The sequence below is a fragment of the Pseudoalteromonas issachenkonii genome (genome assembly GCF_002310795.1).
GTDB lineage: Bacteria > Pseudomonadota > Gammaproteobacteria > Enterobacterales > Alteromonadaceae > Pseudoalteromonas > Pseudoalteromonas tetraodonis.
This window is the reverse complement of sequence record NZ_CP011030.1, coordinates 2577642-2592412: the sequence shown is the minus strand read 5'-3', so window position 1 is coordinate 2592412 and position 14771 is coordinate 2577642. Positions and strand designations below refer to the sequence as shown.

Annotated in this window: 16 protein-coding genes; 8 read left to right on the top strand and 8 right to left on the bottom strand. The window is 40.8% G+C overall.

Annotated elements, in window-relative coordinates:
- Nucleotides 1-11: 11 nt before the first annotated feature.
- From serA to metK, 5 genes are all read right to left on the bottom strand, one after another.
- Nucleotides 12-1241, bottom strand: a complete 1230-nt coding sequence (gene serA, locus PISS_RS12070; protein ID WP_028833921.1) for a phosphoglycerate dehydrogenase — start codon at nucleotides 1239-1241, stop codon at nucleotides 12-14.
- Between the two features lie 9 nt (nucleotides 1242-1250).
- Complete coding sequence (rpiA, locus tag PISS_RS12065) at nucleotides 1251-1904, bottom strand: ribose-5-phosphate isomerase RpiA (RefSeq protein ID WP_013465690.1); 654 nt, start codon at nucleotides 1902-1904, stop codon at nucleotides 1251-1253.
- A gap of 53 nt (nucleotides 1905-1957) precedes the next feature.
- A complete protein-coding gene (locus tag PISS_RS12060; RefSeq protein WP_058155160.1) occupies nucleotides 1958-2554 on the bottom strand; it encodes a 5-formyltetrahydrofolate cyclo-ligase in 597 nt (198 codons plus the stop codon).
- 18 nt (nucleotides 2555-2572) lie between these two features.
- Nucleotides 2573-3118: a hypothetical protein gene (locus tag PISS_RS12055; protein ID WP_058155159.1), complete on the bottom strand. Its 546-nt coding sequence runs from the start codon at nucleotides 3116-3118 to the stop codon at nucleotides 2573-2575.
- 139 nt (nucleotides 3119-3257) lie between these two features.
- Entirely contained in the window at nucleotides 3258-4409 is a 1152-nt protein-coding gene (metK, locus tag PISS_RS12050) for a methionine adenosyltransferase (protein WP_010387726.1), read from the bottom strand.
- Nucleotides 4410-4674: 265 nt separating this feature from the next.
- Between metK and tkt the strand changes: the two genes are divergently transcribed.
- The 6 genes from tkt (at nucleotide 4675) to PISS_RS12020 (ending at nucleotide 10950) form a co-directional block, all read left to right on the top strand.
- Entirely contained in the window at nucleotides 4675-6666 is a 1992-nt protein-coding gene (tkt, locus tag PISS_RS12045; RefSeq protein ID WP_058155158.1) for a transketolase, read from the top strand.
- 298 nt (nucleotides 6667-6964) lie between these two features.
- Entirely contained in the window at nucleotides 6965-7279 is a 315-nt protein-coding gene (ppnP, locus tag PISS_RS12040) for a pyrimidine/purine nucleoside phosphorylase (RefSeq protein ID WP_058155157.1), read from the top strand.
- A 189-nt stretch (nucleotides 7280-7468) separates the two neighbouring features.
- Entirely contained in the window at nucleotides 7469-7825 is a 357-nt protein-coding gene (gene hpf / locus PISS_RS12035) for a ribosome hibernation-promoting factor, HPF/YfiA family (RefSeq protein ID WP_013465684.1), read from the top strand.
- A gap of 141 nt (nucleotides 7826-7966) precedes the next feature.
- Complete coding sequence (locus PISS_RS12030) at nucleotides 7967-9199, top strand: NRAMP family divalent metal transporter (protein ID WP_058155156.1); 1233 nt, start codon at nucleotides 7967-7969, stop codon at nucleotides 9197-9199.
- Nucleotides 9200-9403: 204 nt separating this feature from the next.
- On the top strand, nucleotides 9404-9916 hold the full coding sequence (locus tag PISS_RS12025; RefSeq protein WP_058155154.1) for a hypothetical protein: 513 nt from the start codon (nucleotides 9404-9406) through the stop codon (nucleotides 9914-9916).
- A 152-nt stretch (nucleotides 9917-10068) separates the two neighbouring features.
- Nucleotides 10069-10950 (top strand): hypothetical protein, encoded by an 882-nt coding sequence (locus tag PISS_RS12020; RefSeq protein WP_058155153.1) that lies wholly within the window; start codon nucleotides 10069-10071, stop codon nucleotides 10948-10950.
- Between the two features lie 253 nt (nucleotides 10951-11203).
- Here PISS_RS12020 and PISS_RS12015 read toward each other — a convergent pair whose 3' ends face one another.
- Genes PISS_RS12015 through PISS_RS12005 form a run of 3 tightly spaced genes read right to left on the bottom strand, consistent with a single transcriptional unit; the run spans nucleotide 11204 to nucleotide 13520 of the window.
- Entirely contained in the window at nucleotides 11204-12391 is a 1188-nt protein-coding gene (locus tag PISS_RS12015) for a vWA domain-containing protein (protein WP_058155151.1), read from the bottom strand.
- Nucleotide 12392: 1 nt separating this feature from the next.
- Nucleotides 12393-13241, bottom strand: a complete 849-nt coding sequence (locus PISS_RS12010) for an AAA family ATPase (RefSeq protein WP_008464234.1) — start codon at nucleotides 13239-13241, stop codon at nucleotides 12393-12395.
- A gap of 54 nt (nucleotides 13242-13295) precedes the next feature.
- A complete protein-coding gene (locus tag PISS_RS12005; RefSeq protein ID WP_054201791.1) occupies nucleotides 13296-13520 on the bottom strand; it encodes a DUF1653 domain-containing protein in 225 nt (74 codons plus the stop codon).
- Nucleotides 13521-13581: 61 nt separating this feature from the next.
- On the opposite strand from PISS_RS12005, the gene PISS_RS12000 reads away from it, so the two are divergent.
- Together PISS_RS12000 and PISS_RS11995 are read left to right on the top strand one after the other, a co-directional pair.
- A complete protein-coding gene (locus tag PISS_RS12000) occupies nucleotides 13582-14055 on the top strand; it encodes a DUF2947 domain-containing protein (RefSeq protein WP_036953550.1) in 474 nt (157 codons plus the stop codon).
- Nucleotides 14056-14170: 115 nt separating this feature from the next.
- Complete coding sequence (locus tag PISS_RS11995) at nucleotides 14171-14758, top strand: hypothetical protein (RefSeq protein ID WP_418054965.1); 588 nt, start codon at nucleotides 14171-14173, stop codon at nucleotides 14756-14758.
- The last annotated feature ends 13 nt before the right edge of the window (nucleotides 14759-14771 follow it).

The following is a 14771-nucleotide window of genomic DNA, read 5'->3' as shown; positions in this document are numbered from 1 at the left end:
TTAGCTGATAGTTAGTGAAGAATACGCGCTCTAATTGTACCTTCAACTGCACTGAGCTCTTTAAGTGCGACTTCTGAGTGATCGGTGTCTACATCAATAACCACGTAACCAATTGCTTCATCGGTTTGTAAGTACTGTGCGGCAATGTTAATACCGTGCTGAGCAAACGCTTGGTTAATTTGCGTTAGCACGCCAGGGCGGTTGTGATGCACGTGTAACAAGCGGCTGCGATTAGCAAGCTCTGGCAATGATACTTCAGGGAAGTTAACCGCAGTAATAGTTGAGCCGTTATCTGAGTACTTAGCGAGTTTACCCGCTACTTCAATACCAATGTTTTCTTGTGCTTCTTGAGTAGAACCACCTATATGCGGCGTTAAAATAACGTTGTCGAATTCACGCAGTGGCGAGATAAATTCTTCATCGTTAGATTTAGGTTCAACTGGGAATACGTCAATTGCTGCGCCGCTGAGTTTTTTCTCTGTTAGCGCTTCTGCTAGGGCGTCAATATCAACGACAGTACCACGTGAAGCGTTAATTAAAATAGAGCCTTGCTTCATTACCGCCAATTCAGCCGTGCCAATCAGGTTTTTAGTTTGCGGTGTTTCAGGTACGTGCAAGCTAATAATATCAGCGCGTTGCAATAGCTGCGTTAAGTTATGTACTTGTGTCGCATTACCTAAAGACAGTTTGTCTTCAATGTCGTAATACTCCACGTTCATACCAATATTTTCAGCCATAATGCCCAACTGAGTACCAATGTGACCGTAGCCAATAATACCTAAGGTTTTACCGCGCGCTTCAAACGAGCCATTGGCTGTTTTTAACCAGCCACCACGGTGCGCAGCGGCATTTCGCTGTGGAATACCACGTAATAAAAGCAGTATTTCACCTAGTACAAGCTCAGCTACAGAGCGAGTATTTGAAAACGGGGCATTAAATACTGCAATACCGCGTTCACGTGCTGCATTTAAATCTACTTGGTTGGTACCAATACAAAAACAACCGATAGCAACTAGTTTTTCAGCTGCATTTAATACCGATTCATTAATATGAGTACGAGAACGCAGCCCGACAAAGTGCACATCTTTAATGCGCTCAATAAGCTCGTCCTCAGGTAGCGATGTTTTAACGTAGTCGATATTGCTATAACCGTTACGTTTTAGCGTTTCAACAGCGCTTTGATGAACACCTTCAAGCAAGAGAATTTTAATTTTGTCTTTTGCTAACGATACCTTACTCATAACCATATCCTATTTAATTTGTGGCCCATTTTTTGTGCCGATAATCACTTTATCAGCACCGCGCTCTGCAAATAGGCCGTTGGTGACTACGCCAACAATTTGATTTATTTGTGTTTCAAGCTGTTTAGCATGGGTAATTTTTAAATTATGTACATCTAAAATAACGTTGCCGTTATCGGTTACAACACCTTGGCGATACACAGGGTCACCGCCAAGTTTTAATAATTCGCGGGCAACATAGCTGCGCGCCATCGGAATAACTTCAACTGGCAGCGGGAAATCCCCTAAGGTATCGACTAGTTTGGTGTCATCAACAATACACACAAACTGTTTAGCCACTGCCGCTACTATTTTTTCACGGGTGAGCGCTGCACCACCGCCTTTAATCATTTCGTTTAGAGCGTTAATTTCATCTGCGCCATCAACGTATACATCCAGAGCATCAACATCATTTAGCTCAAATACTTCTATACCAAGTTCTTTTAAACGTGCTGTAGACGCTTCTGAACTAGATACTGCACCAACGATGGTGTCTTTTACTGTGCCTAAAGCATCAATAAAATGATTAACGGTTGAGCCTGTACCAACACCCACTATGGTGTTTTCTTTTACAAACTCCAGTGCAGCCCATGCAGCTGCTTTTTTTAATTCATCTTGTGTCATTGCTATGTGCTCATTTATGTCAAAAATAGACTGTTAGTTTACAAGATTAATTGTTACCAACAGTAGGTTTTATTGGGTGTAATAATAGTTTTAAGAGGCACATCCCACGATTCAATTGGGAGCTTATCCACTTGTTGGCATTCGTGTGCTAGGCCAATAAGTTGTGGTTGCTGCCAGTTTTCTTCGTGTAAACGTGCCAAGGTTCTATCGTAAAACCCACCCCCCATTCCAAGGCGATTACCAAATTTATCAAATGCAACAAGTGGCATAAGTAGATAATCAAGCGCTGGCAATGGGCATATTTGAGAGCAGTTCAGCTTAGGCTCCAAGATACCATAGCGGTTTGCTCTCATGGGTGAGTTTTTTTCATATCGTTGAAATAGTAAATTAGCCCCGTTGAAAGGGTGAATTATAGGTAAGTAAACATGCTGTTTTTTGAGCCATAATTCTTTAATTAACAATGATGTATCTAATTCGCCATCATTGCTTAAATAAATGGCGATATGTTTTTTTTTAGCTGTTTTTTGGCTTTTTATATATTGAATAAAATTCAATTTAAGCGAGTGGGCCGCTATTTCTTGCTGGTTTTTTGATAGATTATTCCGTGCTTTACGAATATCGAGTCTTATTTGTGCGCGATTATTGCTCATTAAATAACTAAACCATAATTAAAAAGAGAATAAGTTCGGGAACATTAAATACACAGCAAGCACAATAAGTAATATTACAACTGTGGCAATCAGTGAATATAAAACAAGGTTACTGCGTTTTTTGGGTGTTGTAGAGAGTGGCTCATCTAGCATTAAATCGTCATCTTCCCATGGTTCGTCATTTTCATCAGGCAGTGATAACTCAACCTCGGGGAGACGTTGCTCAAGATCCTCAAGTTTCTCTTCAAGACGAATTAAGCTACTAGTAATGTAATCTAGGGCATCAAATAAGCGCTGATCTCGCTGGCTGTCGTGCGCTTTTTGAGAAGTAGCTTGTGTAGGGGCTGTTTGCTGAAGTTTGCTTTTGATCCCCAGCGTTGAAAGTAACTTAGCTTGCTTAAGGGCTTTTTCTTTGTTGCTAGGAGCAAACAGCGGCTTGCCATTAAAAAATGCCGCCACCTTTTCAGGTGAGGTTTTTAGTTTTTCTGTCAGTGCATTGGTCACTGCTTGGCTGTCTGCGCCTTCTGCAAGTCCTACAAATATAACACGAAAATTGTCGGCCATTTTTTATCCCTAACACGCTTTATTGTATAAGCAGAGTATATACCTAAAATGTTAAACAGTTCGAGACTGTTTTATGACTAACTTAATACACATAGCAAAACGGCCCTAAAAAGGGCCGTTTTAATATTAGCTAGGTGGCTTACAGGCCAGCTGCTGCGCGAAGTGCGTCGGCTTTATCTGTGCGTTCCCATGGGAATTCATCACGGCCAAAGTGGCCGTAAGCCGCTGTTGGTAGATAAATAGGGCGCTCAAGATCAAGCATTTGAATTAGGCCGTAAGGGCGTAAGTCAAAGTGTTCACGAATAAGTTCGATTAAACGCGCTTCTTCTAATTTACCTGTGCCAAATGTTTCAACACTGATAGATGTTGGCTCTGCAACACCAATAGCATAAGACACTTGAAGTTCACACTTGTCAGCAAGGCCAGCAGCAACAATGTTTTTAGCAACATAACGTGCAGCATAAGCCGCTGAGCGGTCAACTTTTGATGGATCTTTACCAGAGAAAGCACCACCACCGTGACGAGCCATGCCACCGTAAGTATCTACAATGATTTTACGACCAGTTAAACCACAGTCACCCATTGGTCCACCAATTACAAAACGACCAGTTGGGTTAATAAAGAATTTAGTGGCACTAGTAATCAGCTCAGCAGGAAGTACTGGCTTAATAATCGTTTCCATTACCGCTTCTACTAAATCACTTTGCGATACATCTTCGCTGTGCTGAGTAGAAAGTACAACGGCATCAATGCCTACTGGCTTGCCATTTTCGTATGCAAACGTAACCTGTGATTTTGCATCTGGACGCAACCAGTTAAGCTCGCCGCTTTTACGTACTTGTGCTTGGCGTTGTACTAAACGGTGAGAATAAGTAATTGGAGCAGGCATTAATACTTCAGTTTCGTTACATGCGTAACCAAACATTAGGCCTTGGTCGCCAGCGCCTTGCTCTTCAGGGCTTGTACGGTCAACACCTTGGTTAATGTCAGGAGACTGTTTACCAATAGTGTTTAAAATTGCACACGAATCGGCATCAAAGCCCATGTCTGAATGTGTGTAACCAATTTCACGTACTGTTTTACGTGTAATTTCTTCGATATCAACCCATGCGCTAGTCGTGATTTCACCACCAACCATAACCATACCGGTTTTAACGTAAGTTTCACACGCTACACGGGCATGAGAGTCTTGCTCTAGGATAGCATCAAGTACCGCATCAGAAATTTGATCGGCGATTTTATCCGGATGACCTTCAGAAACAGATTCAGAAGTAAATAAATGTTTTGCCATTGTAATTATGCTCACAAATATTGCGCTTCACAAACGTCGGTATTAGCGCTAAAAAATTAAGGCGCGTATTTTATCTAAAACAAATGAACTTGCATAGTTTTTTTACGCCTAGACGTCTAAATAAAATATCTAATAGTAAATGGTTCTTAAAAAATATTCATAATGCCCTATTTTTATGGGTTTTTAATTGCACACAGCCCCCACAATAAGTAAGAATGGGGATAAATAAATACCCGCGCAAATACATATAAAGGTAGGAGAATTCATGCCATCTCGCAAAGAACTTGCAAATGCTATTCGCGTCTTGTCAATGGACGCAGTACAAAAGGCCAAATCTGGTCACCCTGGAGCCCCTATGGGCATGGCTGATATCGCAGAAGTATTATGGCGCGATTATCTAAAACATAACCCAACAAATCCAGAGTGGGCTGACCGAGATCGATTTATACTCTCAAATGGTCACGGTTCAATGCTAATTTATTCTCTACTGCATTTAAGTGGTTATGACTTGCCACTGGACGAAATTAAAAACTTCCGCCAAATGCATTCTAAAACACCAGGCCATCCAGAATATGGATACGCGCCAGGAATTGAGACCACTACGGGCCCATTAGGTCAAGGGATCACAAATGCGGTAGGTATGGCTATTGCTGAAAAAGCATTAGCAGCGCAGTTTAACCGTGAAGGCCACGACATTGTTGATCACCACACGTATGCGTTTATGGGTGATGGTTGTTTAATGGAAGGTATTTCTCATGAAGCATGCTCACTAGCCGGTACATTAGGCCTAGGCAAATTAGTGGCATTTTGGGATGACAACGGCATTTCAATCGACGGTGAAGTTGAAGGTTGGTTTAGTGATGATACCCCAGCACGTTTTAAAGCATACGGCTGGCATGTAATTAGTGACGTTGATGGCCATGATAGCGATGCAGTAAGTGCAGCAATTGCAGAAGCTAAAAGCGTGACTGATAAGCCAACACTAATTTGTTGTAAAACTATTATTGGTTACGGCTCACCTAATAAATCAGGTAGCCACGATTGTCACGGTGCACCGCTTGGTGATGACGAAATTAAAGCGTCTCGCGAGTTTCTAGGTTGGACGGGCGATGCATTTGAAATCCCTGAAGATATTTATGCACAGTGGGATAACAAAGAAAAAGGCCAACAGCTTGAAGCAAGCTGGGACGAAAAATTTGCCGCATATGAAAAAGCATACCCAGAGCTAGCAGCAGAATACAAACGCCGTACACATTCAGAATTACCAGCTGACTGGGCTGAAAAATCACAAGCGTACATTGAAGAGCTGCAAGCAAACCCAGCAAACCCAGCATCACGTAAAGCGTCGCAAAATGCATTAAATGCGTTTGGCCCGTTACTACCTGAATTTATGGGTGGTTCTGCCGATTTAGCGGGTTCAAACTTAACAATTTGGGATGGCTCTAAAGGCTTAACTGCTGATGATGCAAGTGGTAACTACATTTACTACGGTGTACGTGAGTTTGGTATGTCGGCCATTATGAACGGTATTGCACTGCATAAAGGCTTTATTCCTTACGGTGCAACGTTCTTAATGTTTATGGAATACGCACGCAACGCGGTACGTATGGCTGCATTAATGAAGCAACCAAGCATTTTTGTATACACGCATGATTCAATTGGTTTAGGTGAAGATGGTCCAACTCACCAACCAGTAGAGCAAATTGCGAGCATGCGTTTAACGCCTAACCTATACAACTGGCGCCCATGTGACCAAGTTGAGTCAGCAATTGCATGGCAACAAGCTATTGAACGTAAAGACGGTCCTACATCATTAATCTTTACTCGCCAAGGCTTAGAGCAGCAAGCTCGTGATGCCCAGCAATTAAGCGACGTTAAAAAGGGTGGTTACATCTTAAGTTGTGACGGCAATCCAGAGCTTATTTTGATTGCAACGGGTTCTGAAGTACAGCTAGCGCAAGACTCTGCGAAAGAGCTACGTGGGCAGGGTAAAAAGGTACGTGTTGTATCTATGCCATGTACTGATGCGTTTGAAGACCAATCGCCTGAGTACAAAGAAAGCGTATTACCAGCAAGCGTTTCACGTCGCGTAGCGATTGAAGCGGGTATTGCTGATTACTGGTACAAGTATGTAGGCCTAAATGGCGCCGTAGTTGGTATGACCACCTTTGGTGAGTCGGCACCGGCAAACGAGCTATTTGAGTTCTTCGGCTTTACGGTAGAAAATGTAGTTAACAAAGCAAACGCATTGTTTTAAGCAACTGCTTTAACATTTAAAAGCCCGCCCTGCGTAAAATAGGGCGGGCTTTTTTATGAGCTGTACTTTTATCACTTCTCTAAAGCGCAGCGTCTTTTAGTTCTCTTTGTCCATAAATCACTAAAAGTACTGTTCGAAACTCGTAGCCCGTTGCTCGAAGCATATCTCTCTATAAAGTCGTTCTTTTTTAACCTTTTGGATTTTAGATGAGTAATTTTCACAGCACTTAACTTGCAAGGTTTTTATGTATCAGGCACTGTGGGGGTAACAAAATTATAAATTAACAACAGGAGTTAACATGCCAAAGTTCGATAACGTTAGTGTGGTAAAAAAAGCCAATGTGTATTTCGATGGCAAAGTATCAAGCCGAACTGTGCTTTTAGGAAATGGTGAAGCGAAAACCTTGGGTTTTATGCAACCCGGTGAATTTGAGTTTAATACTAACCAAAAAGAGTGCATGGAGTTGTTAGCAGGGCAGTGGGATGTACTATTACCTGGTGAAACACAGTGGCAAACATTTAACGCGGGCGAGTCATTTAACGTTGATGCTAATGTGAGCTTTCATGTAAAAGTAAGTGATTTTGCAGATTATTGTTGTTCATACACCGATTAATTTATTGGTTGATTAAATTATCAACACCTTTAAAGGCCGCTACAAAGCGGCTTTTTGCATACTTAATGCTAAATGAATGATCTAAATCAGGTGGGGTAATAAATAATTGCGTAATTTTCATTTTTTCTCTTGTGTTAATTCGTTTAGCCCCCAATACTAACTATGAGGTAACAAATAAAAGGATACCCTATGAAAATTAATCTTTCTGGTCACCATGTTGACGTTACTGATTCTATTAAAGAACACATTAACGAAAAGTTCTCAAAAGTCGCGAGCCATTTTCCATCATTGATATCTCTAGATATTATTCTTTCAAAAGAGCATCATAAGTTCCAAGCAGAAATTAGCACAAATTATGAAGGTGCGCGTATATCGGTAAAAGGGGAAAACGAAGTTATGTATCCTGCTATTTCCAGCGCAGCTAAAAAACTCGATGCCGCATTAAAGCATCGTAAAGGGCAAATAAAAGCAAATTTACATGAAAAGCCTGTAAGTACCACACCAGAAATAGCACATGAAATCATCCAAGAGATGGATTTAAATTAATAACTAACAGCGTGTTATTTTAAAAAGAGCCTAAGGGCTCTTTTTTATTGCCTGCAAATTAGGTAAGTTATGCATTCATACGGTTTATTAATGATAAAAATTAATAATAAAAGCACATAACACACCAAATTTGAGAAGTTAATGCAGTACACACAAAACACATGGAAGTCTCGGTTAGGGGCGCTCGGCCCAGGTATTTTAATGGCAACCGCTGCCATTGGTGGCTCACACTTGGTGGCCTCTACTCAAGCAGGCGCATTATTTGGCTGGCAGCTATTTTGGCTTATTGTGGTTGTTAACGTTTTAAAGTACCCGTTTTTTCGTTTTGGTATGGAATACACACTCGCCACCAAAAATAGTTTAGTAGAAGGGTATAAAAACCAAGGGCCTGGCTATTTTTACAGTTTTATTGCCCTGAATATTATCGCCGCTGTGGTAAATACCGCGGGCGTATTGCTGCTTACGGCGAGCTTATTACACTACGCATTACCTATTAGCATTCCTGTTACCTTATTGTGTTGGGTAATATTGGCCATGTGTTTAATTATATTATTACTGGGGCATTTTAAAGCGCTCGATAACGTAGCAAAAGCTATTATGGGGCTACTTACTATAGCAACCATCACTGCATTGGTTATTGCTATAAATAACGGCCCAGTAGCGCCTGTAAACTACGTTGGCCCCTCACCATATGAACTTGCCATGTTAGGCTTTATGGTTGCCTTAATGGGCTGGATGCCAGCGCCTATTGAAATATCAGCACTGAGCTCGTTGTGGCTTAAAGAAAAACAAGCTCAGCAAAGTGTGACTAAAAACCAAGGCTTATTCGATTTTAATCTAGGTTATTGGTTAACCGCCGGGCTTGCGCTGGTATTTTTTAGTTTAGGTGCGTTAGTGCAATATGGGCAAAACAGTAATATAGAGCTCGGTGGTGTAGCGTTTGCTAAACAGCTGATTGATATGTACGCATCAACAATAGGCGAGTGGGCAAGGCCTTTGGTATCAGCCATCGCGTTTTTGTGTATGTTTGGCACCACACTCACCGTACTTGACGGTTACGCCCGCACACTTAACGAATCACACAAATTACTTGGTTTTAAGCAATCTAAACACAGCTTAAATACGTGGCTTATACTGCAAGCATTGGCCGGTATGGCGGTTATTTTATTTTTTAAATCAGCCCTTGGCCCTATGCTTACCTTTGCAATGACACTTGCTTTTGTAACCACACCGGTTTTTGCATGGCTTAACTTCAGCCTAGTGCGCTCAGAGCCCGCGATTAAACACAGTCTACTTTTGCGTAGCTTAACGTGGTTAGGTTTAGTGTACTTGGTTGGTTTTGCTGTAGCGTTTGTGGTTTGGAAGTTGATGTGATTTTATTTTCGAGGTTCGAGGTTCGAGGTTCGAGGTTCGAGGTGAAAGGTACAAATCAAACAACCTCTGCATAAATACCGACTGTTGTAGACCGCGATAGGCTGCAGCGAGCGATAAATTTTATTAAAGAGCTGTGATTTATATTTTTAAGAAGTGTTGTAGCCTAAAGTTGAGGTATTAGGTGTGTTTAGCAATGGAGTATAAATGGAAAATTATCAACTAGTGAAACATGCTACTTCGTTAGCTAAATCAAAAAAGTATGATTATGCGATTCAGCTGCTTAGTGAACTATATAAAAGCAACGAAGTTTCAGATGCTGAAATCATTAAGGTTATTCCCTATTATCAAAAAGCGGGTCGTTATAATGAATTAGAACAATATTTTGAAGAGATTTTAATACCTTTAATAAGAAATATTAATGAGCGAAATTTTTCGCATAAATGTAAAGAAATTCAATATGCATTTATAAGTGTAAGTATTCATAAAATTTATAACAAATTAGAGCTTTGTGCTAAGCGCGAAAATAAAGAGGATGATAAATCTAAGTTTTCTAGTAAAGCGATTTTGTATTATCAACTCTATAGGGACAACCTAGTTAAAGGTAAAAAAATAGAGTTAGAACTTGGGTACACAGAAGCTAGAAGTATTTGGGGAGGTGACCACAGCAAATGGCCTGACAGCTTGAAGCGCAGGTTTTCGCAATATATTCCAAACTAATAACAAGTTATTTAAGTAATTTCATAGCCAGATGCTTCTACTCGGCAAATTAAAACAACTATTTATTGCCCGTTAATGGGGGAGTGCCACTTTATGAACATCCTTGTGACTATAAAATTATTCTACAGTTTTGTTAGAGTTTTTGAGAGTTTATGAAAAATTTAATCATATATTGTACAGATGAATTAAAAAACAAAGATTTTGAAGTTTCTGAATGTGAAATTACAGAAGCTCTAGATTACAGAAGTCTTTTGGCCAAAGCTCTTGATATAGAAACTATTTACGACCAAATCATTGAAGCTTACTGGGATTACAAGAACAAAGTTAATTATTGGGAATTGAGGTCAGTATCATTCCCGTTTGCAGACTATATCTTCAATTACGAAGTCCGTAGCTCATTGAACCGTTTGGCTTTTAATTTATTTAATTTAAGTAAGCTATATCTAGACTGGCATTATAATGAGAAAAAGAATCGCTGTTTTTCGTTCGAATTAACAAATGATGATAGTATAAAACAGCAAGTCTTAGAGCATCGCAGTGAAATTTATAATGCGAATCTAAATTATGTGGTTGGCTGTAAACTTCGTGGTCATAGTCAGCATAGTTCATTACCAGTCCGATGCTTCACAACAAGTGTAAGATATGCTCCAGATACTCTAAACCAGACAGCTCATTTCGGTATCTTTTATAATTACAAAGATTTAGAAGAAGCAGGGGTGCCTGAAAAAATGTTACACAAAGATATTAAGCTTGATCTTACAGACATTATTGACGGCTTTGTATACGCTATTTCCAAAATGCATATGTTAAACCGTAAGCTAACAAAGATAGCTGTTAGCGAGGCTCAAACCTCACTCAGAACAATGTGTAAAAACTATGCTACCAAAGCCGGTTTTAAAAATTATATATGTAAGGTAGAGCATCAACACAAAAGTATTGATTTATCTCTTAATTGGTTTGAAGTTTATGAACATTTGAAAGAAAAGCACAGAGATTCAATTAATTACTCGGATATAACGTTCGTGAGAAAGTGAGAAAAACAGTTTAAAAGCTATTTTGCACGAGTGGTATATTTATTACATTTTAATTTAGTGATTAAGCCGTGATGCAACACGGTGCGTCGGACTGTTTATGGTAAATTCATATTTTTTGTCGGATGGCGTGGCTTCGCCACTTATTCGACTTACGTCAAAAGGTAGGTTGGTTAAGCCGAAGGCGCTACCCAACAAAGTTATGGGTTCACGCCCGAAGCTCTGCTGCTAGCGCTGAGCTGTCGTAAATTAATATTTAACTCAGCTCTTTTATCGCGCTACTTATTCCATCTAAACTCAGCGGGTACATGCGGTTGTTCATTAGCTGCTTTATAAAATCAATTGATTGATAATACGGCCAGTGTTCAACCGGTTGTGGGTTGAGCCACGCGACTTTATCAAAGTGATTAGTGATTCGTGCCAACCACGCACTGCCCGGTTCTTCATTCCAATGTTCTACTGAGCCGCCAGGGTAGGCAATTTCATATGGGCCCATAGTGGCATCACCGACAAATATAACTTTGTAGTCGCTGGTAAACTTGTTGATCAGCGTCATGGTGTCAATAACGTTTGAGTGGCGGCGTTGGTTATCTTGCCACACGTGTTCGTATAAACAGTTATGAAAGTAGTAAAACTCTAAATGTTTAAATTCGCTGTGGGCGGCGCTAAATAGTTCTTCACAGGTATGAATGTAGTCATCCATTGAACCGCCAATATCAAACAGCATCAGTACTTTTACTGCATTGTGGCGCTCGGGTGCCATTTTTACATCGAGCATGCCGCCTTGCTTGGCGGTCGCGCGAATAGTCTCGTTTAAATCAAGGGTGTCGCTTGCGCCAGTGCGGGCAAATTTGCGTAGCTTTTTAAGGGCCAGTTTTATGGTGCGTGAGCCAATTTCGCGGTCGGAATCGAGGTTACGGTATTCGCGCTTATCCCACACTTTTACTGCTTGGCGATTGCGGTTGCCATCTTGACCAATACGCACACCTTCAGGGTTATAGCCGTATGCCCCAAAAGGCGAGGTGCCGCCGGTACCTACCCACTTATTGCCGCCAGCGTGGCGTTTTTGCTGTTCTTCTAAACGCTCTTTAAGAGTTTTCATTAGCTCGTCGAGCCCGCCCATGGCTTTTAGTTGGGCTTTTTCTTCATCGCTTAGGTGCTTTTCAAACTCTTTACGCAACCAATCTTCAGGTAAGTTGTGCTGCTGTTTTAAGCTCTCGAGCAGGTCTAAGTCGGCAATACCGCTAAAGTAATCGCTAAAAGCTTTATCGAAACGGTCAAAATGGGTTTCGTCTTTTACCATTATGGTGCGCGCTAAATGATAAAACGCGTCCACATCAGCAAATATAACGCCTTGTTTTAAAGCGTTGATTAAATCGAGCAGTTCGCGCAGACTCACGGGTAAGCGGTATTTGCGTAGCGTGAAAAAAAACTGTACCAACATATTAGCGACGGCTCATAAACGCGAGCTTTTCGATTAGGCTTATGTCTTGCTCGTTTTTAAGTAGTGCGCCGAACATCGGCATTAAGCCGCCTTTTTGCGCTTTGTCATGCAGCGTTTTGGCATCTATATCTTCAGCCATTAATAGTTTTAACCAATCCAGTAACTCGCTGGTGGATGGCTTCTTTTTAAGGCCATTGGCTTCGCGTAAGTTAAAAAATACTTCTAGCGCTTGGCGAACTAAATCTTGTTTAACATGCGGGTAGTGCACATCAATAATTTGCTGCATTTCGTCGCTATTTGGAAAATCAATATAATGGAAAAAGCAGCGGCGTAAAAACGCATCAGGCAGCTCTTTTTCATTGTTTGATGTGATGATCACAATAGGGCGCTCTTTAGCCACAATGCGCTCACCGGTTTCGTATACATGAAATTCCATTTTATCGAGTTCGAGCAGTAAATCGTTTGGAAACTCAATATCGGCTTTGTCTATTTCGTCAATAAGCAGTACTGGGCGTTTTCCGTTTAGTTCAGCGTACATGAAGGCTTGCCACAGCTTACCTTTAACTATGTAGTTACTAATATTGTGAACGCGCTCATCACCTAGCTGGCTGTCGCGTAAACGCGATACTGCATCGTACTCGTACAAACCTTGCTGCGCTTTAGTGGTTGATTTTATATGCCACTGAATCAACTCGGTATCTAAACTTTTTGCCAGCTCTTCAGCCAACATGGTTTTACCTGTGCCCGGCTCGCCTTTAATTAAAAGCGGCTTTTGCAGCATAATAGCGGCGTTTACGGCCTGTTTTAATGCTGAGCTTGCGATGTAATTATCAGTAGAATTAAATTGCACGGGTTATCCTTTATCTGGTCTGAGCAGTAATTATTATGCGTTATAATGCCATAGTTAATCGGCTTCACCAAGGTAGGCAAAACGCGCAATCGTTTTACCGTCTTTTTCAATGGTTTCAGTAAACATACTTAGTGGGCGTGCCCATATGCCGTATTCACCGTATAAGGCTTGGTAAATAACCAATTGCTCGTTGGTTTCGCTGTGAGTTGCCACATGCATAACTTTATATTGTGGGCCTTTGTAGTGTTGATATAAACCCAGTTTTAGTGCTGTAGTCATAGTCTGTTATCTTGTATAATTTGCCTTCGCTTTTTATTATGCCAAAGAATACGCCAATACTATGAATTATATTTCTCTTGATGATTACAAAAAAGCCTGGGTATTTCGCCACAAAGATATTCCGGTTTCAGATATTGATGCAGCTAATATTAAACCGATGACCAGCGAGCGTGCTGCAGTGCTATGGACAACCATGGTGAGTCGTGAACATGATCATCCTGACTTTTTTGATAAAACCGATTGGTGCGCGCAAGAGCAAAACTTTAGCCAAGAAGTAAATTGGGAAGACGCATGGGAAAGCGAAGCTCCCCAATTTCCTGACGCTATTTTAAACCACCTAGACTGGCAGGCTAACACCACCGTTTATTTTTGTATGGCGCGCGATAATATTATTGAAACGAGCTTTGATGTGTTTAAACGCAACTGGCAAAACTTTATGTTTTTAGCCGATGGCAGTTTATTAATTGGAAAAAAACGTAATACTGTTGTGCAATTTTTAGAATCAGGCATTGCGAAATTAGGCGAAAAGCCCTAACAATCGGTGCTTAAAAACTGTGCATTACTGTGTTATAAAACATCTATTAAGGTGTTTTTGAGTACAGCGATTGGTCAGTAAAAATAAGCAGTTTGACACAAACCAACAAGTTGAAATGTGGCAAACTGATGCACAAAAAGTGCTTTATGCACAATTATGTAATGCCTTTTATCAGCGTGAGGTGCAGCGCTTAGTGGCTGAACCTAATGGTGATCGTTTACGCAGGCAATTAAAAAGCCTGCCTTATTACATTGAACGTGCCGCAACACGTATAGCTAATGCACCATTGCCTTTTACGCTTGATGCGCAAAATGGAGGCTGGCTTGAAAAACAAAAATTAACACCGCCAGAGGCTAATCCTTCAGCGAATGAACTTTTTTATCAAGCGTATGCCAAAGTAGGGCTAATAATTCCTGTATTATTAAAAAGTCACGGTCAAATTCGGGTTAGAATAGATAGCATTGATCAAGTAGCTGATACGCAACTGCATTGTAATGAACTTGGCTGGTTTGATTTTTTAGGCCAAGGACTTGAGCAACAAAGTGCGCAATTGCTTAAACCTAGTAAAACGAGCCTTACAGCGGCGTGTTGTGGCCACCAGTGGCAGTTTTCAAAGCGTAGCACGCCACGGGTTTTGTCATTACGGGAAATGTTACTAGCTGCCAATATTAATTGGCGCAATGTTAAGCGGCCGCTAGCATAAGTAGATAATTAAA

Bases quoted from the DNA above. Each gene is read 5' to 3' on its own strand.
- serA (WP_028833921.1), bottom strand. From the start codon at position 1,241: ATGAGTAAGGTATCGTTAGCAAAAGACAAAATTAAAATTCTCTTGCTT.
- rpiA (WP_013465690.1), bottom strand. From the start codon at position 1,904: ATGACACAAGATGAATTAAAAAAAGCAGCTGCATGGGCTGCACTGGAG.
- PISS_RS12060 (WP_058155160.1), bottom strand. From the start codon at position 2,554: ATGAGCAATAATCGCGCACAAATAAGACTCGATATTCGTAAAGCACGG.
- PISS_RS12055 (WP_058155159.1), bottom strand. From the start codon at position 3,118: ATGGCCGACAATTTTCGTGTTATATTTGTAGGACTTGCAGAAGGCGCA.
- metK (WP_010387726.1), bottom strand. From the start codon at position 4,409: ATGGCAAAACATTTATTTACTTCTGAATCTGTTTCTGAAGGTCATCCG.
- tkt (WP_058155158.1), top strand. From the start codon at position 4,675: ATGCCATCTCGCAAAGAACTTGCAAATGCTATTCGCGTCTTGTCAATG.
- ppnP (WP_058155157.1), top strand. From the start codon at position 6,965: ATGCCAAAGTTCGATAACGTTAGTGTGGTAAAAAAAGCCAATGTGTAT.
- hpf (WP_013465684.1), top strand. From the start codon at position 7,469: ATGAAAATTAATCTTTCTGGTCACCATGTTGACGTTACTGATTCTATT.
- PISS_RS12030 (WP_058155156.1), top strand. From the start codon at position 7,967: ATGCAGTACACACAAAACACATGGAAGTCTCGGTTAGGGGCGCTCGGC.
- PISS_RS12025 (WP_058155154.1), top strand. From the start codon at position 9,404: ATGGAAAATTATCAACTAGTGAAACATGCTACTTCGTTAGCTAAATCA.
- PISS_RS12020 (WP_058155153.1), top strand. From the start codon at position 10,069: ATGAAAAATTTAATCATATATTGTACAGATGAATTAAAAAACAAAGAT.
- PISS_RS12015 (WP_058155151.1), bottom strand. From the start codon at position 12,391: ATGTTGGTACAGTTTTTTTTCACGCTACGCAAATACCGCTTACCCGTG.
- PISS_RS12005 (WP_054201791.1), bottom strand. From the start codon at position 13,520: ATGACTACAGCACTAAAACTGGGTTTATATCAACACTACAAAGGCCCA.
- PISS_RS12000 (WP_036953550.1), top strand. From the start codon at position 13,582: ATGAATTATATTTCTCTTGATGATTACAAAAAAGCCTGGGTATTTCGC.
- PISS_RS11995 (WP_418054965.1), top strand. From the start codon at position 14,171: ATGTGGCAAACTGATGCACAAAAAGTGCTTTATGCACAATTATGTAAT.